Source organism: Cupriavidus sp. WGlv3 (assembly GCF_023952475.1).
In the GTDB taxonomy this organism is placed as follows: domain Bacteria; phylum Pseudomonadota; class Gammaproteobacteria; order Burkholderiales; family Burkholderiaceae; genus Cupriavidus; species Cupriavidus phytorum.
Genome location: NZ_JALHRX010000007.1, coordinates 59,237 through 80,889, shown reverse-complemented (window position 1 = coordinate 80,889; position 21,653 = coordinate 59,237). Strand labels below are relative to the sequence as shown.

At 68.6% G+C, this 21,653-nt stretch carries 16 protein-coding genes; 2 read left to right on the top strand and 14 right to left on the bottom strand.

The window, feature by feature from the left end; translation table 11 throughout:
• Nucleotides 1–46 precede the first annotated feature (46 nt).
• The 9 genes from MKD38_RS14085 to MKD38_RS14045 all read right to left on the bottom strand — a co-directional run bounded on the left by MKD38_RS14085 (nucleotide 47) and on the right by MKD38_RS14045 (nucleotide 12,846).
• Nucleotides 47–1,105, bottom strand: coding sequence for an AbrB family transcriptional regulator (locus MKD38_RS14085; protein ID WP_115678993.1), 1,059 nt, complete (start codon nucleotides 1,103–1,105; stop codon nucleotides 47–49).
• Nucleotides 1,106–1,229: 124 nt separating this feature from the next.
• Nucleotides 1,230–2,744 carry a tripartite tricarboxylate transporter permease gene (locus MKD38_RS14080; protein WP_252677683.1) on the bottom strand — a complete coding sequence of 505 codons (1,515 nt, stop codon included), beginning with the start codon at nucleotides 2,742–2,744 and terminating at the stop codon, nucleotides 1,230–1,232.
• 28 nt (nucleotides 2,745–2,772) lie between these two features.
• On the bottom strand, nucleotides 2,773–3,246 hold the full coding sequence (locus MKD38_RS14075) for a tripartite tricarboxylate transporter TctB family protein (protein ID WP_115678991.1): 474 nt from the start codon (nucleotides 3,244–3,246) through the stop codon (nucleotides 2,773–2,775).
• 245 nt (nucleotides 3,247–3,491) lie between these two features.
• A complete protein-coding gene (locus MKD38_RS14070) occupies nucleotides 3,492–4,460 on the bottom strand; it encodes a tripartite tricarboxylate transporter substrate binding protein (RefSeq protein WP_115711439.1) in 969 nt (322 codons plus the stop codon).
• Between the two features lie 352 nt (nucleotides 4,461–4,812).
• Complete coding sequence (locus tag MKD38_RS14065) at nucleotides 4,813–5,664, bottom strand: ChaN family lipoprotein (RefSeq protein ID WP_371925693.1); 852 nt, start codon at nucleotides 5,662–5,664, stop codon at nucleotides 4,813–4,815.
• Between the two features lie 10 nt (nucleotides 5,665–5,674).
• Nucleotides 5,675–6,022, bottom strand: coding sequence for a DUF2149 domain-containing protein (locus tag MKD38_RS14060; protein ID WP_252677681.1), 348 nt, complete (start codon nucleotides 6,020–6,022; stop codon nucleotides 5,675–5,677).
• Nucleotides 6,019–6,528 (bottom strand): MotA/TolQ/ExbB proton channel family protein, encoded by a 510-nt coding sequence (locus MKD38_RS14055; RefSeq protein WP_252677679.1) that lies wholly within the window; start codon nucleotides 6,526–6,528, stop codon nucleotides 6,019–6,021. Before MKD38_RS14055 ends, MKD38_RS14060 begins: the two co-directional genes overlap by 4 nt.
• 38 nt (nucleotides 6,529–6,566) lie before the next feature.
• Nucleotides 6,567–10,556 (bottom strand): cobaltochelatase subunit CobN, encoded by a 3,990-nt coding sequence (gene cobN / locus MKD38_RS14050; protein WP_252677677.1) that lies wholly within the window; start codon nucleotides 10,554–10,556, stop codon nucleotides 6,567–6,569.
• A 25-nt stretch (nucleotides 10,557–10,581) separates the two neighbouring features.
• Nucleotides 10,582–12,846, bottom strand: a complete 2,265-nt coding sequence (locus MKD38_RS14045; RefSeq protein WP_252677674.1) for a TonB-dependent hemoglobin/transferrin/lactoferrin family receptor — start codon at nucleotides 12,844–12,846, stop codon at nucleotides 10,582–10,584.
• A gap of 286 nt (nucleotides 12,847–13,132) precedes the next feature.
• Between MKD38_RS14045 and MKD38_RS14040 the strand changes: the two genes are divergently transcribed.
• Nucleotides 13,133–13,390, top strand: coding sequence for a type II toxin-antitoxin system RelE family toxin (locus MKD38_RS14040; RefSeq protein ID WP_252677672.1), 258 nt, complete (start codon nucleotides 13,133–13,135; stop codon nucleotides 13,388–13,390).
• Nucleotides 13,387–13,764 (top strand): helix-turn-helix domain-containing protein, encoded by a 378-nt coding sequence (locus tag MKD38_RS14035; protein WP_252677670.1) that lies wholly within the window; start codon nucleotides 13,387–13,389, stop codon nucleotides 13,762–13,764. Before MKD38_RS14040 ends, MKD38_RS14035 begins: the two co-directional genes overlap by 4 nt.
• A 22-nt stretch (nucleotides 13,765–13,786) precedes the next feature.
• Here the strand turns inward: MKD38_RS14035 and MKD38_RS14030 are convergent, their stop codons facing one another.
• The 5 genes from MKD38_RS14030 to MKD38_RS14010 form a co-directional block, all read right to left on the bottom strand.
• Entirely contained in the window at nucleotides 13,787–16,984 is a 3,198-nt protein-coding gene (locus MKD38_RS14030; protein WP_252677668.1) for an efflux RND transporter permease subunit, read from the bottom strand.
• 3 nt (nucleotides 16,985–16,987) lie between these two features.
• A complete protein-coding gene (locus MKD38_RS14025) occupies nucleotides 16,988–18,223 on the bottom strand; it encodes an efflux RND transporter periplasmic adaptor subunit (RefSeq protein WP_252677666.1) in 1,236 nt (411 codons plus the stop codon).
• 261 nt (nucleotides 18,224–18,484) lie between these two features.
• Complete coding sequence (locus MKD38_RS14020; protein WP_018004991.1) at nucleotides 18,485–19,123, bottom strand: MOSC domain-containing protein; 639 nt, start codon at nucleotides 19,121–19,123, stop codon at nucleotides 18,485–18,487.
• A 151-nt stretch (nucleotides 19,124–19,274) separates the two neighbouring features.
• The gene (locus MKD38_RS14015; RefSeq protein ID WP_252677664.1) at nucleotides 19,275–20,447 is read right to left on the bottom strand and encodes an MFS transporter; all 1,173 of its coding nucleotides are present in this window, start codon (nucleotides 20,445–20,447) and stop codon (nucleotides 19,275–19,277) included.
• Nucleotides 20,448–20,607: 160 nt separating this feature from the next.
• Nucleotides 20,608–21,633: a D-2-hydroxyacid dehydrogenase family protein gene (locus tag MKD38_RS14010; protein WP_252677662.1), complete on the bottom strand. Its 1,026-nt coding sequence runs from the start codon at nucleotides 21,631–21,633 to the stop codon at nucleotides 20,608–20,610.
• Nucleotides 21,634–21,653: the final 20 nt, after the last annotated feature.

Genomic DNA, 21,653 nt, shown 5'->3' with positions numbered 1-21,653 from the left:
TGCTCCTTGTTCTGGCTGGCCGCACCATGGCGGTCCTGGCGGACCGCTATTCCGTCTCCTCGGGCGCGACGCGATGTTTGAGGCAATGATACAGGGGCCCGGTGGCCAGCACCACGAACGCCATCCGGATCACGTGGAAGGCGGTCACCAGCGGCACCCCGACCTCGAGCACCTTGGCGGTGATGCACATCTCGGCGATGCCGCCCGGCGTGGTGCCCAGGATCACCGTGGCCGGGTGCGCGCCCGACAGCGCCGACAGCCCCCAGCCGAACAGCGCCGACACCACCAGCGCCAGCACGGTGTACAGCGCCACCCCCGACAGGAAGCGCGGCGCGGTATGCAGGAACTCGCGCGAGAAGCGCACCCCCAGCGACACCCCGATCAGCAGCTGGCCGGCCCGGCTCATCCAGGTGGGGATGGCCGACAGCTCGATGCCGCAGGCGGTCAGCACCGCCGCCGCCAGCAGCGTGCCGATCACGAACGGGTTCGGCATGTTCAGCCGCTTCACCAGCAAGGCCACGCCCAGCGTGATCGCCACCAGCGCCACCAGCCCGGGTGCGCTGACCACGCGCGGGCCGGGGATATACGGGTCGAGGCCGTGGATGCCGCCGTACTGGAAGATTGCCGGCACCGTCACCACCACCATCAGCACCCGCAGCGAATGCGCGGCCGCCACCTGATCGATGCGCGCGCCGTTGCGCTCGGCCAGGTTGGCCATCTCCGAGGCGCCGCCGATCGCGGTGGAGAAGAACGCGGTCTTGAAGGCGACGCCGGTGGTCCGCCGCAGCAGCAGCGCGCCGCCCGCGCCCAGCGCCAGCGCGAACAGCGAGCCGGCGACGATGTACGGCAGGTACTCCACCAGCCGCGCCACCACGTCCGGCGTGAAATACAGCCCGAGCGAGGCGCCGATCACCCATTGGCCGGCATTGCGCGCCTGCGCCGGCGCGCGCAGGTCGGCGCCAGCCATGCGCGCGGCGGCGACAGCCAGCAGCGGCCCGATCATCCACGGCAGCGGCGTATGCAGGAGAGTGCAGAGCAGGGCGGCGGCCAGCCCGAGCGCCAGCGTGGGCAGCGCGGACAGCCAGCGGTTGGCGGCAAGCGGCATCGGTCAGCGGCCTGGCGCTGAGCGCCGGCGCTTGTTGTTTTGCAAGGTTTGGTCGGAGGAAGGCAAGAGGCCCGGCACGCCACGGCGCCGGGCCCCCGCAGAGACTACCGCATGCTAACGCGTGTTATGCGGCGTTGTCAGCCTGCGCATGCGCGGTGCCGCGCCCGGCGTGCCAGCGCAGCAGGCGCGGGATCACCACCACCGCCACGGTCAGCGCCAGGATCGAGGCCGAGATCGGCTGGCGCAGGAACAGGCTCCAGTCGCCCTGGCCGATCGACAGCGCATTGCGCAGCTGCTTCTCCGCCATCGGCCCGAGGATCATGCCGACGATCACCGGCGCGGTGGGGAAGTCGAAGCGGCGCATCACCATGCCGAGCAGGCCGATCGCGAACAGCAGCAGCAGGTCGAACCACGACTGGCGGATGCCGTACGCGCCCAGGCCCGCGAAGATCAGGATGCCGCCGTACAGCAGCGGCGTCGGCACGCGCAGCATGCGCACCCACAGGCCGATCGCCGGCAGGTTCAGCACCAGCAGCATCACGTTGCCGATATACAGCGACGCCAGCAGGCCCCACACCAGGTCGCCCGAGGTCTGGAACAGCATCGGGCCCGGCTGCAGGTTGTAGTTCTGGAACGCGGCCAGCAGGATCGCGGTGGTGTTGGAGGTGGGGATGCCCAGCGTCAGCAGCGGCGCCAGGGTCGCGGTCACGGCGGAGTTGTTGGCGGCCTCGGGGCCGGCCACGCCTTCGATCGCGCCGACCTTGCCGAACTCTTCCTTGTGGTCCGACAACTTCTTCTCGGTCGCGTACGACAGGAAGGTCGGGATCTCGGCGCCGCCCGCCGGGATCAGCCCGAACGGGAAGCCGATGAAGGTGCCGCGGATCCACGCCGGCAGCGAACGCTTCCAGTCCGACCGGTTCATGTGGGTCGAGCTGAGCTTGTTGTAGGTGCTGGGCGGCTGCGGGAAGAACGCGTTGAACAGCGCCTCGCCCACCGCGAACAGGCCCACGGCGACCACCACGATGTCGATGCCGTCGTACAGCTCCTGCACGTTCATCGAATAGCGAGTCTGCCCCGACAGCGAATCCATGCCGATCAGGCCGATGCCCAGGCCCAGGAACAGCGCGGTCATGCCGCGCAGCAGCGACGAGCCCAGCACCGCCGAGACCGTGGTGAAGGCCAGCAGCATGATCATGAAGTACTCGCCCGGGCCGAACTGCAGCGCCACGTCGGCGGCCACCGGCGCGAACAGCGACAGCATCACGGTGGCAATGGTGCCGGCCACGAACGAACCGATCGCCGCGGTTGCCAGCGCCGGGCCGGCACGGCCGTTCTTGGCCATCAGGTTGCCTTCCATGGCGGTGACCATGGTGGAGGACTCGCCCGGCGTGTTCATCAGGATCGAGGTGGTCGAGCCGCCGTACATCGCGCCGTAGTAGATGCCGGCGAACATGATCAGCGCCGCGGTGGGCTCGACCTTGGCGGTCAGCGGCAGCAGCATCGCCACCGTCAGCGCGGGACCGATGCCGGGCAGCACGCCGATGGCGGTGCCGAGGAAGCAGCCCACCAGGGCCCACATCAGGTTGATCGGCGTGATCGCGACGGCAAAGCCGTGCATCAGCTGGTTCAGGGTATCCATGCGAAGACTCCTTGCGTGACGGGCGGGCTCAGAAGCCGGCGATGGGCAGCAGCGGCAGGTTGATGCCGAGCAGGAATTCGAACAGCGCCCACATCGGCACCGTGATGCACAGCCCGATGATCGCGTCGCGCACGATGCGGCGGCTGCCGTAGCCGCGCGCCACGCAGACCATCAGCAGCGTCGACGACAAGACAAAGCCGAGCGTGCCGATCAGCGCCATGTTCAGCACCAGGCCCGCGGCAACCCAGACGAAGCCGACGAAGTTGTGTGGCGCGTTGGGCAGCTCGGCGTCTTCTTCCGGCATGTTGCGGAAACCGCCGCGCACGCCCTGCCAGGTCAGCAGCGCGCCGCACACCGCCAGGCCGATCGCCACCAGCGTAGGCACGAAGCGCGGCGACAGGCCCGCATAGCCCTCGTCGCCGGTGATGCCGGACAGGCCGAGGAAGAAGAACAGCGAGATTGCCAGCACGGCGATGCCGATGGCGAGGTGCGAGGGTTTCATGGAGACTCCTTGGCCATGGTCGCCGGGCCGCGGGGGCGGGCGTGCGCGACGCTGGCGGATGCTGCCCGCGCGGCCGCGGGGCCCAGTGACATGTGTTGTTGTCTTCGGTATCGCAGGTGGACACCGGGCCCCGCGCCGTGTTTCCGGCCGCCGGGATCACCGGCGGCGTCGGCAGGCACGACAGGTAAAGCGAGAGTAGTTAGGGCGGCAGGCAGGGCGCGGCAGTCCGCGCGCCTGGCGCTGTGTTACTTGGCTACGCCCAGTTCACGCAGCGTGCCACCCAGGCGGGTCGATTCGCTGTCGACGAACTTGCCGAACTCGTCCCCGGTCAGCAGGAACGGGGTCCAGTCGTTCTTCTGCAGCGTGTCCTTCCAGGCCTTGCTCTCGGTGGCCTTGACCACCGCGTCGATCATGGCCTTGCGCTGCTCGGGCGTGGTGCCCGGCGCGCCGTACACGCCGCGCCAGTTGTAGATCTCGACATTGACGCCTTGCTCCTTCAGCGTCGGGATATCGGCAACGCGGTCCTTGGACGTGACCGCCAGCGCGCGCATCTTGCCGCTCTTGATAAAGGGCAGGAACTCCGACACGCCGGCGATGCCCACCGTCACGTGCCCGCCCATGATCGAGGCCGAGGCTTCGCCGCCGCCCTGGAACGGCACGTAGTTGACCTTCTTCGGATCCACGCCGCTTTCCTTGGCGACCAGGCCGGCCAGGATATGGTCGATCGAGCCCTTGGAGCCGCCGCCCCAGCTGACGCTGCCCGGGTTGGCCTTCAGTTGCGTGGTCAGGTCCTTGATCGACTTGATCGGCGAGCTGGCCGGCACGGTGATGACCATGGTGTCGGCAAACAGGCGCGCGATCGGCGTGGCGTTCTTCAGCGTGACCGGCGGCTTGTTGGTCTCGATCGCGCCGACCATCACGGCACCCACCACCATCAGCGCGTTGGGATTGCCCTTGTCGGTGTTGACGAACTGGGTCAGCGCGATGGTGCCGCCGGCGCCGCCCTTGTTGTCGTACGAAGCGGCCTTGGCCTGGCCCGCGGCGATCATCGCCGCGCCCAGCGAGCGGCCGGTCTGGTCGAAGCCGCCGCCGGGATTGGCGCCGATCATGACCTTGACGTTGTCCATGGCGAAGGCGGGTGCGGCCACGGCAGCGGCGGCAAGGGTGGCGGATGCCATCACGGCATGGGCGAAGCGGAAATAGGTACGGCGCATGGCGGTCTCCTTGGTAATACCGGTGATCGCTTGCCAGTCGATGGCGGCCGCGATCCGACCCGGGGGTTCCGGCGGCCACGGCGTTGCGGGACGGGATGTGGGCCGGGGGTGTACGCAGCAGCGCGGCACCGGGCTTGTCTCCTGTCCGGCGCGGCGAGGGCTGGCCGGGACTGTTCTTGGATTTTGGTGAACATCAGACCGGAACTTCCGGCCTTGGGGCGGATTCTAGGCGGGGGAAACTGTCAAAAGGCTGTCAAATGGGGGGAGATGGGGTTGGGGTTTACGTGGAGGGACGGGGGTGGGCAGGGGGAAGGGCCGCACTTCGTGGAGACGCCGGCCCTGAAACACCACCTCACCCCGCCGGCTTCGCCTGCAGGCAAGGATCCTTGCGCTCGACCGCCGGCACCACCACCGCCATATCGAATTCACCCTTGTCCGGCGCGCTTTCCACATAGCCGATGCTGAGCGCCTGCCCGGCGTCACCGCCCAGCCAGCGCGGCACCCCCACATCGCGCCGCACGTGTCCGTTGCCCGCGATCAGCACCGCGCCGCGCCCGGCATAAGGCCGCAACGCCTGCGCCATCACCGCGTCGCGCGCGGCCTGTGCCGCCAGCATGCCGGGCAGCATCGCCTTGGGGAAATTGCCGCAGTGCCCGCGGTCGAGCACCGCGGTCTGGGCCGCCACCAGGTCCGGCGGCAACGCGCCGGTCAGGCCCAGTTGCTGCCGCTCGTCCGCCGAAAACAGACCGTCCAGCCCGCCGCGCACGATCTTGCCCGCGTCGGCGCGCGACAGGTTGGCGGCGACCAGCGGCAGATCGTATTGAAGCGCCAGCGCCACCACCGGCTTGTACAGCGGCCACTGCCACGCGCCGCCGCCTGCCTGCGCGATCAGGTAGTCGGCATCGCGCGGGCGCTCGCGCCGGGCCCGGTCGATATCGGCCTGGCGCTCGCGGTCGAACTGCTCCATGGCGATGGCCGGGCGCCAGCCTTGCTCGAGCGCGCGCGCCAGCGCGGCCAGCCGCTGCTGCTGGCCGGCGGCATTGTCGTGCACCTCGCCCAGCAGCACGTAGGGCTTGCCGGCGAAGGCGGCGCTGACGGTCGATGGAGCCGGCCCCGAAGCGGCACAGCCGGCGCCCAGTACCGCCACGGCCGCGGCCAGCGTGGCGGCCCCGCACAGGCGGAAACACAAGCGGAATGAGATCACGCGCTTTCCTTTATCTCGTTTCAGTCGCCGGCACCGACGCCTGCGGCGCGGGCTGCTCCGGCACGTACACCATCGATCCGTCCTGCATCCGGTACGCGACGCCGGCCTTGATGCCATCGCCGCTGCCGACCTGGCCGCTGGCCTGGTAGCGCACCACCTTCTCGCCCTGGCGCGACACGATCTCCATGTTCGGCTTGCCGGGATTCTTGATGATGGTGACGTCATCATGGGTGAACGGGTTGGCCGGGTTCTGCGCGATCGTCACCAGCAGCGCGGCGATCACCACCAGGAACACGTCGATCAGGTTCACCACCGACAGGATCGGGTCGTCGGCCTCGCTCTCTTCCAGGAACTTCATGCGTCCACCTCCCACTGCGGCCGCGACTGCGCCAGCCACACCAGTTCCTCGGCCAGCCAGCGCCGGCGCACGTTGACCACCCAGAAGGTGATGCTGGCCGCGATCAGCGCCAGGATCACCGCGGAGAAGGCGATGGTGAGATTCTCGCCCACATTGGCCAGGTTGCCACCGGACAGCCCCTTCAGCGCCGGCCCCATCGGGATCATGGTCGCCACGAGCCCCAGCATCGGCGCCACCCGCGTGGCGATGCGCGGGCGCTCCAGCAGGCGGTGCGCGGCGACGTCGAGCGCGTCGGCATCGGCGACCCTGTGCTTGCGCGCCCAGGCCACCAGCACGTAGCCGCGCCCGCTGCCGATGGGATGGCGCGCGCGCAACCAGGCCTGCATGGCGAACTCGCCGAGCGCCCAGAAGGCGTAGAGGAACAGCAGCGCGATCAGCGCCAGCGTCGGGATCAGGAACAGCTGGCCGACGTCGTACATCAGGGTTTCGAGCAGGGTGGGTGTCATGTCTGGTCTGGTTGAGTGCGATGGATATCCTGGTGGCGTCAGCGCCGTTCCGGCAGCCAGCTGCCGGCAGCATCGACCTGGCGCCGCCGCGCGCTGAGCGCGCCGCCCGCGAGCGCGGCCGCTAGCGCGATGCCGCCGGCCAGCCACGACAGCACCGGCACGATCTCGGCCGCGGGCGGCTTGCGCTCCACCAGCTCCATGCCTTGCACGGGCTGCGTCGGGTTCGGCGGGGGAGCGGGCGCTGGCGCAGGGATGGGCGGGGCAGCCTGCGGCGGCGCCGGTGCCGGACGCGGCGCCGCAGCGCGCGGCTGCAAGCCATAGCCCGGCGCGGCGGCACGGGCCTGCTGCGCGCGATACTGGTTGAACGCGCGGTTGTGGCTGATGATGTCGTGCCGCTGCGCCAGGTCCTGATAGCGCTGCGCCAGCGTTTGCAACAGCTTGCTGTCGGCCTTCCAGTAACCCTTGCGCGCGGCTTCCAGCATGCGTTCGATCACCTGCGCCTGGGCCTGCGGCGCGTTCTTTTCGAACCACTCGTTGAGGCCGAGCTTGTGCTTGTCGTTGACATAGACCTCGGCAAACTCGGTCCACTGGTCGTCGCGCACGATTTCGGGCGAGACCGCGGTCCAGCCCCAGAAGTTGTTGACGGTATCGAGCACGTTCAGCGCGCCGCTGTAGCCCTCGGCTTTCATGCCCTCGATCCAGCCGGGATGGAAGTAGCGCGTGCGCAGCTCGCTGGCAAGGAAGCCGGCGGCGGTCTCGGTGCGCGCCTGGCTGGCATCGCGCAGGTTGGAGATCAGCAGTTCCGGCGCCTTGCCGGTCAGGTGGCGCACCGCCAGGCCGATGCCGCCGAGGTACTGGAACGGATCGTCGGTGGTCAGCATGCCGTACAGATTGGAGCTGCGCGCCAGCAGCGCACCGTCGACGCCCTTGAGGTTCTCGGCATACAGGTTGACCTGCGGCAGCGCCTCGCCCCAGTGCTGCTCGTCCGGGCCGTAGGCGTACTGCATGCGCGCGAGATACAGCCTGGCCAGCCTGGCATCGGCCTGGCGGCCGCTGCCGAAGGTGTCGGTGGCCAGCGCCGCATCGTTCAGGCCGGTGCCGTAGTTGCCCGATTCGCTGGCAAAGATGCGCGTCACCGCCAGCGCGTCGAGGCGCTCGGCGGGGACATTGAGCTTGCTCAGCCGTTCACGGACTGCGCGGGTATTCGCCGCGACGACGTTGCCGGCTTCCGGTTGCGTGGCGGCAAGCTTCACCGCCTCGGCCAGCCACTTCATCAGGTTGGGGAAGTGGTCGCGATACAGACCGGTGGCCGACAGCACCACGTCGACGCGCGGGCGGCCCAGCTCCGCCGCGGCAATCGGCTCGACCCCGATCACGCGGCCGCCGTCGTCCCACTTCGGCCGCACGCCCAGCGCCGCCATCGCCTGCGCTTCGAGCATGCCCTGGTGGCGCATGGTCTCGACGCTCCACAACGAAAATGCCAGCTTGTCGGAATAGCGGCCATGGCGCTTGCGCCAGTCGGCGATCATCGCCTCGGCGGCGGCCTGGCCCGCCTTCCACGCTTCGCGGCTGGGCACCTTGGAGGGATCGAAGCCGTACAGGTTGCGGCCGGTCGGCAAGGTGTCGGGGTTGCGCACCGGGTCGCCGCCGGTGCCCGAGTGCAGATGGCGGCCGGCCAGCGCGGTCAGCAGCCCGGCGTTCTCGGGCGTTGCGTCGAGGCTGGCATAGAGTTGCCGCGCGCGCTGCATGTCCTCGCGCTGGCGCGCAACGGGTAGCTCCTCCAGCGCGGCGCCCTCGGCCACATAACGCCGCACCATCGCATAGGGCGGCGTCTGCGCGAGCTGCGCGTAGTCGACCGCGAACAGCTCTTCCGGCTCGTCTGGGAAGACCCGCCTGAGCCAGTCCTTGCCGAGCATCGCCATGGTCGTATAGAGCCGCAGCCCTTGCTCCTGCGACTGGCCGAAGGTGTGCAGGCCATAGGGCTGCAGCGCGCCGCCGAGTTCATGCAGGTGGATGTGCAGCGCATCGAGGTAGCCGCTGAAATCCGCGCGCGCCCGTGCCGCGCTCCAGCCCATGTCTTCGAACAGATGCATCGACGCGCTGCGCGACAGGATCTGCTGGCGGATGGTGTCCTTCACCGCGCCTTCGTCCTGCTGCAGGTACGCGTGCAACTGGTCGTGCAGCGCTACCAGGTCGGTATGCAGCCCGGCCGGGCGGAACGGCGGCGTCTGGTGGCTGACGATCACGGCGCGGCCGCGACGCTTGGCCTGGATCGCTTCGCCGACGTCGTCGACGATATACGGATAGATCACCGGCACGTTGCCCAGTACCAGGTAGGGCTGGTCGGTGACCGACAGGCCGCGCTCCTTGCCCGGCGTCCATTCCTGCGTGCCGTGGGTGCCGTAGTGGACCAGCGCCTCGCGGTCCTGGCGCGCCCACAGGTAGGCGGCCAGGTAGAAGTGGTTCAGCGGCGTGGTGGTGGAGTGGTACAGCGCCTTCTCGTCCGATTCATTGCGCTCGCCGCGCGGCGGCACCGGCATCAGCGCGACGTTGCCGAGCTGCAGCCGCGGGATCACGAAGCCGGCCTCACCGCCGCGCGTGGTCGCCATCGCCGATTGCTCCGGATTGCCCCAGCGCTGCGCCACCGCGGCGCGGAAGGCCGCGGGCTGCGCGTCGTACCAGCGACGGTACTGCGACATCGGCATCCACATCGCGAGGCCGGCATCGAGCAAGGGCTCCAGCCTGCCATTGCGATAGAAGGGCGCCAGCAACGCTCCCAGGTCGCGCTGCAGCCGCGCTTCGTCGGCGGCCTCGGTGGAGTAGCCCGCCGCGCGCAGCGCCGCCAGCGTGCTGGCCAGGCTCTTCGGCAGGTTCAGGAACGACGCCGACAGGTTCTTCTCGCCGGCGGGATAGTTGTAGTACAGGATCGCCACGCGCTTGTCGGCGTTGGGCAGGTGGCGCAGCCGCGCCAGCGCCAACGCCTTGTCGGCCACCGCATCGAGCTGCGCCGGCAGGCCGACGATGGCGCCGTCGCCCCTGGCGGTGGCGGCGGCCAGGATGGGATCGATCACGCCGGCCAGTTCGGGCTGCATCAGGTAGAACGGGGTATCGGTCAGGCTGATGCCGTGCGGGTCGTCCTGCCACGCCTGCGCGTCGCCCTTGCGGTAGGGCATGACCTGCAGCACCGGCACGTCGAGTTGCTCGAACTCGGCCTTGCGCCCGTGCGGGTTCAGCATGATCTGGCCGTTGACGAGCACGTCGACCAGGCGCTTGCCGCCGGGCATCGCCATGCGCGTGATGCCATCGGCATCCATCACCGGGCCATAGAACGTCAGCACGCGCGCATGGCGGGCTTCGAGGCGGCCGATCAGGTCGTCGATAAAAGCGCTGTCGAGACCCGACACATAGGCCTGGTGGATGGCGATGCCGATCACCGGGCCGCTGCTGCCGGAGGCGGCCAGCGCTTCCTGCGGCGAGGTGGTGATCACGCCGGCGAGCCTGGGGTGGTAGTAGGCGGCCTTCGGGAACACCACGGGCGCCGGGATGCCATCGTCGCTGCGCAGGTGAAACTGGCGGGCCGCGATCGTGCGCATCATCGCGCCGAAGTTGCCGCGGCCGCCGTTGACGTAATACGCCTGCAGCCGGGCGGCGAGCTTGTCGTCGACGCCATGCGCTTCATGGCGGTCGGTGGCGATCAGCACGCGCGGCACGCGCGCCTCGCTCCACAGCGGGCCGAGGCGCTGCAGCATCGCGCTGACGATATGGTCGCGCGGCGCATCGACGATCAGCAGGTCGGCGTTGTGGATAAACGGGGCGACCTCCTGCGCCGGCATGCGCTCGAGGTACTGTGCCTCCAGGGTCATGCCCTGCGCCTGCGCCAGTTCACGCAGCGGGCCGAACTTGCCCGCCGGCACTGGCGAGCTGGTCAGGATGGCGATGCGCGGCATGGCAGCCTGCGCCGCGCCCGTCCACATCAGCAGGCACAGCAGCGCCCACAGCCAGCGCTTGGTTATATTTTGTGGGGACATGCAAACCTCCTTGCGTGACTGCCGCTCAGAACGACAGCTTCAGGCTGGCGGCGAAGGTGCGGCCCGGCTGCGTGTAGAAATCCACGCCGGGCTCGGTCGCCGAGACGCCGGTCTGGCGCACGTCGCCCCACAGCCAGTACTTCTTGTCGAACAGGTTGTTGACCGACAGTGCCAGGCTGACATGGCGGTTGAAGCGCCACCACGCCTGCAGGTCGACCACGCCGTAGCCGGCGGGCTTGAAGTAGGTGAACGACGAATCGTCGGTGCGCGTCACCGGCCGCGCGCCGCGCCAGCGGATCGCGGCGCCCTGTCCCTGCACGCGCTCCCATGTCAGCCCGGCGCTGGCGCGCAGCGGCGAGACGCTGTTCAGCGGCTGGCCGGTCTGCTCGTTGTTGCCATGTGCGTACGCCACCGCGCCATCGACGCGCCATTGCGGCAGGAAGCGCCACACGCCGCGCCACTCGGCGCCGTAGATGCGCACGCTGGTCTGGTTGCGGTACTGGTAGGTCGCGCGCAGGCCGGGAAGACAGGCCGGGTCGGACGGGCAGGCCAGCTGCACCTGTTCGATGAAGTCGCGGTAGCGGTTGTCGAACAGCGCCACGCTGGTCTGCACGTTGTCGCTGGTATAGCGCGCGCCGACCTCGAACGAGCGGCTCTTTTCCGGGTCCAGGTCGGAGTTAGGCGCGGCGCCATAGCCCTGCACCGGATTGCGGAAGCTGCCGTTGACTTCCTGGTAGTTGGGCGCCCGGTACCCGAACACGTACTGCGCCCACAGGTTGACGCGGTCGCTCGCCTGCCACAGCGCCGACAGCTTGGGCGACAGGTGCGAGTCGCTCTTGCTGACCGCGGGGCGGCCGCCGGCATTGTTGTAGACCAGGTCATCGCCATCGGGCGACAGCGAGTAATGGTCGAAGCGCAGGCCCGGCGTCAGCGTGAAGCGGCCGTCGAAGAAGCGCATCTCGTCCTGCGCGAACAGGCCGGTCTGGCGCGTCTCGCCGGTGGGGAAGTCGTGGATCGGGAAATTCTCGCCGGCCAGCGTCTTGGTGGTGGTACCGGTGGTCAGGTTGCGCACCGTGCCGTCGCGCGATTCCGACGAGCGCACGCGCATGAAATCGGCGCCGCCGATCAGCCGGTGCTCGACGCCGCCGGTGGCGAACGACTTGTCGCCCTGCAGGTTGAAGCCGGTCTGCTGCTGCTTGAAGGCAAAGCCCAGCGAGACGTTGCACAGGCTGGTGCCGCGCGTGGTGGCCGAGCAGCCAGTGCTGGTGTTGCTGCGTACCTGGCTGGTCAGCGTGGTGGTCTCGGACTCCTGGTAGTAGACCTGCGCGGCGAGGCGGTCGAGCACGCCGCTGGCCGGCTTCCACTCGTAGTCCAGGCTGACGCGGTCGCGGCTCAGGTCTTCATTGCCATTGGCGGCGGTGACGCGCGGCAAGGCCGTGGACAGGCGCAGCAGGTCGGTGTCGGTGTTGCCGTCGCGATGCTCGTAGGTGAACCTGAACTTTTGCGCCGGGCTGGCGTTGAGCAGGATCTTGCCCAGCCACGCCTGCGTGCGCACGTCCTGCGGGTTGGGCCGGGTGCGGTTGACCGAGTTGGAATCGTCGCTGCCCATGTTCTTCATTTCATGCGCGTTGCGGTTCGCGTACATGAACAGGCCCTGCAGCGTGTCGCTGCCACCGGCCACGCCGGCGGTCTGGCCGAAGCCGTTGTCGATACCGTTCCAGTTCAGCCCCAGCTCGCCGCCGACCTTGCGGCCCTGCGTCAGGTCCGACGGATCCTTGGTCGCGTACGCCACCACGCCCCCGATCGCGTCCGAGCCATACAGGCTCGACGCCGGTCCGCGCAGCACTTCGACGCGCTTCAGGAACGAGAACTCCGGCGCATCGCGGGTCGAGCTGGAGATGTTCGACGGCCCGCCGCCGTTGAAGAAATCCGGCAGCCGCACACCGTCGACCATCTGCAGCACGCGGTTGTCCTCGATACCGCGGATATTGATGCTGCCGGCGCCGAAGCGGCGACGGTCGCGCGGCACGTCGATGTCCGGCTCGTCGGCGAACAGGCCGGCCTCGTCGACCGGCTGCGCGCGCTCGACCTGCCGCGCATCGCGCGTGGTGATGGTCGACGCCACCGCATCGGCGCGCTCTTCGGTGCGGGTGGCGGTGACCACTACCTCATTGAGCGCAGCGAGCGTAGTGGCATTGGCGATGGCCGGCGCGCACAGCGCCGCGCACACGGCGGCAACAGGTGCGACCCGGACGGTGGCGCGCAGGCGCGCCAGACAGCGACGTTTCATGGATTCTCCCCAAATGAAATCGGACGCTGGCTGGCTGGAAACGGGGGCGTATGGCTGGCTCGCGTGGAGGCGCTACCTGACGGCGGAATGCCGTCACAACCGGCGCCTCGTTTTAGTTAACGAGAATTATTATCGTTTACAGCAAACTCGGTAAAGGGCTTCACGCATAGGATGTGGTGGCTCTACCACATCGGCGGCATGTTGTCGGCTGGATAGAGCGATCGGGTCGGCACTCCTCTGGTTTGCAAACTTTGTTTGCAAAGAGGTTAGCAACCTACTAACATGCATGCATGCCATCGAATTCACCAAGCAAGCGGCGCAAGCGTTGAAGGCGATGCCGAGGAATGTCGCGGCAACGATCCGGGCAAAGATCGACGCGCTTGCCACGAATCCCTACGCACCCAATCCGAATGCGACCAGGCTCGCCGGGCGGCCCGGCTATCGGCTGCGGGTGGGAGATTGGCGCGTGCTGTATCAGATCGAAGACGGCCGGCTTGTCATCCTTGTGGTGGCGATCTGTCCGCGAGGAAGTGCCTACCAATGACCGACATCCAATTCATCCAACGCGACGGCCGTCGCGAGTTTGCCGTGGTGCCCATCGAGGTCTGGGATCGCGTCAAGCATCTGATCGAAGCGAACGACGACGTCACCTTGTTTGACGCCGCCACGGAACAGGACGACGGCTTCCGCGTGCCGGCCGCCGTGCTCGACGCCGAACTGGCCGGCGATCATCCGGTCAAGGCGTGGCGCAACTATCGCCGCCTGACGCAGGATGCCCTTGCCCGGGCCGCGGGCCTGAGCAAGCCGTATCTCAGCCAGATCGAAAACCGCTCGCGCGCCGGCAGTGCGGCCGCGCTGCGCCGGCTGGCGCAAGCGCTGGACGTGCCTGCCGACATCCTCGCGGAATCGGGCGCATAGCTGGCGGTTCCAGCGCTCGCCCTCAGTGCTGCCGCACCGTCTCTCCGGGCACCTTCTCCGGCAGCTTGTTGCCGTCCGCATCGATCTGCAGCGGCCCGGTGCCGGAGAACCGGTCCAGCGCCAGGTAGATCACCGGCGTGATGAACAGCGTGATCACCTGCGAAAACAGCAGGCCGCCCACCACCGCCAGGCCCAGCGGCTGGCGCAGCTCGGCGCCGGCGCCCAGGCCCAGTGCCAGCGGCAGCGCGCCCATCACCGCGGCGAAGGTGGTCATCATGATCGGCCGGAAGCGCAGCAGGCACGCCTGGCGGATCGCCCTGGCCGGGGTCATGCCCTGTTCGCGCTGCGCCGCCAGCGCGAAGTCGATCATCATGATCGCGTTCTTCTTGACGATACCGATCAGCATCAGCACGCCGATCACCGCGATCAGCGACAGCTCGACGTTGAAGATAAACAGCGTCAGCAGCGCCCCCACCGCCGCCGACGGCAAACCCGCCAGGATGGTGAGCGGATGGATGTAGCTCTCGTACAGCACGCCCAGCAGCGTGTAGATCACCGCGATCGCCGCCACCAGCAGCACGATCTGCGTCGCCTGCGACGACTGGAACACCGCCGCGTCGCCGCCCCAGCTGGTGAAGATCGAGGTCGGCATCGCGATCTCCTGCTTGTAGCGGTCGATGCGCGCGGAAGCATCGCCCAGCGCCGCACCTGGCGCCAGGTTGAACGACACCGTCACCGACGGCAGCTGCCCCTGGTGGTTGACCGCGATCGGCCCGACCCGGCGCTCGGTGGTGGCGAAGGCCGACACCGGCACCATCTGCCCGGTCTTGCTGCGCACGTAGAGCTTGGAGAACGCGCTTTCGTCGGTGCGGTCGACGTCGGCCGCCTGCAGGATCACGTAGTAGTTGTCGATCGGCGTGTAGATGGTCGATACCTGTCGCTCGCCGAAGGCCGAGTACAGCGCGGTGCGCACGTCCTGCATCTGCACGCCCAGCGCATTGGCCTTGTCGCGGTCGATGGTCAGGTGCGCCTCGAGCCCGGACTGCTGCGAGTCGCTGGTGACGTCGCGGAACAGGCTGTCGGCGCGCATCTTCGCCATCAGCTGGTCGGAGTAGTCCTGCAGCTGCCCGGCCTTCACGCTCTGCAGCGTGTACTGGTAGCGGCTCTTGCTCTGCCGTCCGCCCAGCTGCAGGTTCTGCACCGGCGCGAAATACACCGCCAGGCCCGGCACGCCGGCGACATCGCGCCGCAATGACTCGATCACCTTCGGCATCGCGTCGCGCTCGCCGCGCGGCTTCAGTTCGACGAACATGCGCCCGGTATTGATCGCCGGCGAGGGGCCGCCGCCGATTGCCACCACGATGCTCTTGACCGCCGGGTTGGCGCGCATGCGCTCGGCCGCGTCGCGCAACCGCTCCGACATGGCGTCGAACGAAATATCCTGCGGCCCTTCGGCGTTGACGCGGATCTGGCCGATGTCCTCTTCGGGGAAGAAGCCCTTGGGAATGGCCACGAACAGCACCGCGGTCAGCACGAAGGTCAGGCCCGCCGCCACCAGCACCGCGCGCCGGTGCGCCAGGCACCAGTCCAGCCCGCGCGCATAGCGGTGCAGCGTGAACTCGAACAGGTTCTCGAACCACTGCGTCGAGCGCATGCCCAGGGTCTGCTTCTGCGCCACGGCGGGCTGCGCCACCGGGTGGTCGCCATAGGCATGGTGCGATTCGTCCACCGGCACGTTCTCGGCCGACAGGAAGCGCGCGCACAGCATCGGAATCAGCGTCAGCGACACCAGCGCCGACACCAGGATCGACAGCGACACTACCGCGGCGAATTCGTGGAACAGCAGCCCGATCACCCCCGGCATGAAGAAGATCGGGATGAACACCGCCACCAGCGAGATCGAGATCGACAGGATGGTGAAGCCCATCTCGCGCGAGCCTACCAGCGCGGCCTTCAGCGGCGCCACGCCGTCCTCGATATGGCGCACGATATTCTCGAGCATGACGATGGCATCGTCGACCACCAGCCCCACCGCGAGCGTGATCGCCAGCAGCGAGACGTTGTCCAGGCTGTAGCCGAACGCCTTCATCAGCGCCACCGTGCCGATCAGCGAGATCGGCAGCGACACCGTCGGGATCAGCGTGGCCGCGGCGCGGCGCAGGAACAGGAAGATCACCATCACCACCAGCGCCACCGTCAGCGCCAGCGTGAACTGCACGTCGTGGATCGATTCGCGGATCGAGCGCGAGCGGTCGTTGACCACCGACACGTTGATCGAGCCCGGCATCTGCTGGATCAGGCGGGGCAGGGCGGCATGGATCGCGTCGACCACGGCGACGGTGTTGGCGTCGGGCTGGCGCAGCACCGCCAGCACGATCGAGCGCTCGTTGTTGAGCCAGCTGCCGGTCTTGATGGTCTCGACGCTGTCCTCGACCTCGGCCACGTCGGACAGCCGCACCAGCGCGCCGTTGGGCTGGCTGGCGACGATGATATTGCGGAAGGCATCGGCACTGGTCAGCTGCCGGTTGGCCTGGATCGTCAGGGTCTGGCGCGCGCTGTCGAGCGTGCCCACCGGCGTGTTGGCGTTGGCGCGGTTCAGCGCGGTGGCGAGTTCATCCAGCGTCAGCCCGCGCGCGGCCAGCGCATCGGGGTGGGCGCGCACCCGCACCGCAAAGCGCTTCTGGCCGAAGATCTGCACCTGCGCCACGCCCGGCAGGGTCGCCAGTGTTGGCGAGATCAGGTTGTCGCCGAAGGCGTTCAGGTCGGCCAGACTCATCGCCGGCGAGTTGATCGCCAGCAGCAACACCGGCGCGTCGGCCGGGTTGACCTTGCGGTATGACGGCGGCGTCGTCATCTCGATTGGCAGCGAGCGCTGCGCGCGGAATAGCGCCGCCTGCACATCGACGGCCGCGTCGTCGATATCGCGGTCGCTGTTGAATTCGATGGTGATGCTGGAGTTGCCGAGCGTGTTCGACGAGCTGATCACCGACACGCCCGGAATCGTCGCGAACTGCTTCTCCAGCTGCGTGGCCACCGACGCGGCCATGGTCTCGGGGCTGGCGCCGGGCAGGGTCGCGGTGACCTGGATCACCGGCGAGTTGAAGCTGGGCAGCGCCGCAATGGGAATGGTCGGATACAGCACGATGCCGGTGACCACCACGGCCAGGCACAGCAGCACCGTCATCACCGGACGGCGGATGCAGAGTTCCGAGAGCGTCATGGCTCAGTGCCCCGCGCTGGCAGGGCGGGCGGCCGGGGGGGCCGAGGCGCCGCGCGCCGCCGCCTCGCGCACCAGCGCGCCGGGGCGCAGGTTCTGCGTGCCTTCCACCACCACGCGGGCGCCGGGCTGCACGCCCTCGACCACGGCCGCGGCGGCGGTGGTGGTCACCACCCGCACCGGCACGCGCGCCACCTTGCTGTCGGGCTGCACCACATAGACGAAACGGCCTTCGGGGCCGGTCACCACCGCCTGCGGCGGCACCGACAGCGCGTCCTTCAGCGTCTGCACCACGGCGCTGACGGTGGCATAGGTGCCGGGCCACAGCCGCTGTTCTTCATTGTCGAACTGGGCCTTGACGCGGATGGTGCCGTACTGCGGATCGACCGTGTTATCCACAAAGCTGATGCGGCCGGTGACCGGCGCCTGGTTGCCGTCGTTGGGCTGCGCCGTGACCTGCACCGGGCCGGCGCGCAGCGCCTCGCGCAGCGCCGCCAGTTGGCGCTCGGGCAGGCTGAAGGTGACGGCGATCGGCTGCACCTGGGCGATGGTGACCATCGGCTGGGTGCTGTTGGGCAGCACCAGCGATCCCGGGAAGGCGTTGATCACGCCGGTGCGGCCGCTGATGGTGGCGCGGATGGCGCCGTAGCTGACCGCCACGCGGCTGGCCTCGATCGCGGCCTGGTCGGCGCGCACGGTGGCGGCGAAGCCGTCGACCTTGGCCTGGGCGGTATCGACCGCGCTCTTCGAGATGAAATTGCGCTGCAGCAGCTCCTGGCTGCGCGCCAGCGTGCGGCGTGCATCGGCCAGGTCGGCCTGGTCGCGCAGCAGCTGGGCCTGCGCCTTGGCCAGGTTGGCCTCGTCCATGCGGGTATCGAGCGAGAACAGCAGGTCGCCCGGCTTGACGGTCTGGCCTTCCTTGATATGGACGGTGCGCACGGTGCTGGACACCTGCGGCCGCACCTCCACCGTGGACAGCGCCGTGACATTGCCGTTGGCCGAGACCTGCAGCGGCACGTCGCCCTGCTGCACCGGCGCGGTCGACACCACGGCCGCCGCGGGCGGCTTGGGCGCCGGCTTGGGCGCCAGCCAGGTGCGCCACGCAAACCAGCCCAGGCCGGCGACGGCCAGCACGATCACCGCCACCAGCCACGGCGACACGCGGCCGCGACCGGTCCCGGCGACCGCCCTCCAGTTGCTGTCGACGAAGCCCTTGGGCTGGTCGATCCTGTCAGATTTCATGTTGTGTGGACCCTCTGCCCCGCGTCTTCAGCGCCACTCCCCGTGTACCGCCCGGCTTGTTATACGCAGATGTTGCCGGTGCGTGTCGCGCAAAGACTCTACTAGTACCGCGCTTCGCCCGCCGGAGCCAGCGCCGCGTATTACAGTCCGTTACAGGGGTGCAAGGGTCTGGTAATGCCCGGCGCCGGCAAACGCCGCCCGGGCCACAGGGGAGGCCGGTGATGTGTTTAGCGGGGCGCTTGTATGGTTAGACAAACATTATCAGAAAAGCTGCCGCCGGCCATCGCGGCGCCACTGATTTACGCTGTCGACCGACAATTCCCGTGGTCCGGCCTGCACAATCACAGCATCGCCGGCACGCACTTCGCCCTTCAGCACCACGCTCAGATAGACGCCGGAGTAGCCGCTCTGCACCATGTCGCGCACCGCATGGCGGTACCCCAGCGCGGCGTTGAACTTGTAGCAGGGCTGGCGCGGGGCTTCCACCCGCAGCAGGGCGGTGCCGACTCGCACCAGGTCGCCGATCCATAGCGCGGACTCCAGCAAACCCTCGAGCGTCAGGTTTTCCCCCATCGCGCCATAGGGCAGCGGCGGCCCCGAGTCAGGCTGGGCGCAGGCGCGGCGGCGGGCATTCCACCAGGCGTAGTGCTCAGAGGGGTAGGCGTAGACCGCCTTGTCGAGGCCGCCGTGCACGGTCAGGTCGCCCTGTTCGTCGCCCGCCAGGCCCAGTTGCTGCACCTGGACCCGCAAGGGGTGCAGCAGCGTGCTGACCGGATGCTTGCGGATGCCCGACAGCACCACCGCCTCGGTGCCCGCGCCCGCCACCACCAGCGGGATGGCCTTGCCCAGGCTCACCGCCAGCACGCGTGCAAGCCCCGGCCAAGGTCTCGAATCGCTCACGTGCGCCCCCGCTTCGTGGTTGTGGAAAGGGATGTGGATAAGCTGCGGATATCCCTGAGGATAACGGGGCGGATAACGCTGTGGACAAGTGCTTGGTGCGGTTCCTCACAAGGCGCCGGGCGGGGCCCGCGGCGCGCGTTTCAGAGAGGAATCAGAGCTGCCGGGCCGCCTGCGCGGGCTGCCAGCGGCAGCCCAGCAGGCGCGCCCGCTGCGACACCACCAGCGCCGCCAGCATCAACGCCGCCGCGCCCCAGTGCAGGGTGTCGGGGCCCGCCATGGTGTAAATCGCCGCACCCGCCATGGCGCCGACGGCCTGGCCCAGGTAGATCGAGGAGGAGTTCAGCGAGATCGACACCGAGGCCCGCTCCGGCGCCAGCAGCACCAGCCGCGCCTGCTGGGCGCTGTTGGTGGCAAAGCCGCCCACGCCCCACAGCATGAACAGCGCGACCAGGGCCACGCTGCCGAGCCCGGCCAGCGGCCACAGCACCATCGCCGTGATCGACGTCAGCAGCGTGACCTGCACGATCCGGCTCGGCGTGACCCGGTCCATGTGCGACGCCGCCATGGCGTTACCGAACACCCCGCAGGCACCATAGGCCAGGAACATCAGGCTGAGCGCGCCGCCGCTGATGCCATAGACGTCGCGCATCAACGGCGCAATATAGGTAAACAGCGTGAACATGCCCGCCGACGAGATCATGGTGGTCAGCACCACCAGCATCACCGGCTTGTGGCGCAGCACCGCACCCCAGGCCTCGCGCCCGGCCGGCGGCACCATCAGCCCGCGCGGCAGCGCGCGCCACACCGCCGCCGCCGCCAGCAGCGCCATCACCCCCACCAGGGCCATGCTGACGCGCCAGCCCAGCGTGCTGGAAATCCACGTTCCCAGCGGCACGCCCACCACGCTGGCGATGCTCCAGCCCAGGAACACGAAGCTGATGGCGCGCCCGCGGGTCTGCGCATTGACCAGCAGCGGCAGCGTGGCCGCGGTCTGCGGCGTATAGATCGCCGCCCCAATCGCGGTCAGGAAGCGAATCGCCATCAGCGCCGCAAAGCTCGGTGCCATCGCCCCGGCCAGGTGCATCACCCCATAGACCAGTAGCGAGCCCGTCAGCAGCAGCCGGCGATCGATGCGCGAACCCAGCGTGGCGAACAGCGGCGCGCTCACGCAGGTGGCCAGCGCGAATACCGAGATCAACTGCCCGGCACTGGCCGCGCCCAGCCCGAAATCGCCGGCGATGTCGTTCAACATGCCGGTCACGATCATCGCACCGGTGCCGATGACGAAATTGCCGACGCAGAGCGTCACGAGCCTGGGGTCCATGCCGGCCATGGGAGAGGAATCGGCGCGAAGGGCGCCTTGTAGTTTTGTCGGGCCCGCCGCCAGGCCATTGCGGCCGGCGGCTGGGGAAGGCCCGAGTGTAGCGGGTTCGGAAAATTCGCGTTGGCGCCCGGGACGCGCGCCAACGGAAGCCCGAACCGGTTCAGCGCGTCAACACCGGCGCCAGCGCCTTCGGGTTGACGATGCAGTCATGCTTGCCACCGAGCACATCCAGGATGTTCTGGAACGCCGTGCGGAAATACAGCTCGTAGCTGTCGCGTTCGACATAGCCCAGGTGCGGCGTGCAGATGCAGTTTTCCATGCGCAGCAGCGCGTGGCCCTGCAGGATCGGCTCGGACTCGAACACGTCGATCGCCGCCATGCCCGGGCGGCCCCGGTTCAGCGCGGTGACCAGGGCATTCTCTTCGAGCAGTTCGGCGCGGCTGGTGTTGACGAACAGCGCGGTCGGCTTCATCGCGGTCAGGTCTGCCTGCTTGACGATGCCGCGGGTGTCGTCGTTCAGGCGCAGGTGCAGCGACAGCACATCGCTTTCGGCGAACAGTTGCTCCTTGGATGCCGCCACGTCCAGGCCATCGGCGCGCGCGGCTTCCTGTGATGCCTCGCGGCCCCAGACCAGCACCTTCATGCCGAAGGCGCGGCCGTAGCCGGCCAGCAGCCGGCCGATCTTGCCGTAGCCCCAGATCCCCAGGGTCTGGCCGCGCAACATCTGACCCAGGCCGAAATTGGGCGGCATCGTGGTCGATTTGAGGCCCGACTGCTGCCACGCGCCATGCTTCAGGCTGGCTACGTATTGCGGTATGCGGCGCTGGGCGGCCATGATCAGGGCCCAGGTCAGCTCGGCCGGCGCCACCGGCGAGCCCACGCCTTCCAGCACCGCCACGCCGCGGTCGGTGGCGGCATCCAGGTCGATGTGGCTGCCGGGCCCAGCGCCGACGCGGCCGGTCTGGCTGATCAGCTTCAGTTTGGGCAATTTTTCCAGCAGTTGGCGCGTGATGCGGGTGCGTTCGCGGATCAGCACCACGGCTTCCACGTCCGACAGGCGCGCCGCCAGCTGGCCCACGCCCTTGACGGTGTTGTTGAACACCTTGACGTCGTGCCCCTCCAGCAGGCTGAAGCAAGGCAGCTTGCGCACGGCATCCTGGTAATCGTCGAGTACGGCAATCTTCATCGGCAACCCTGGTTATCTTC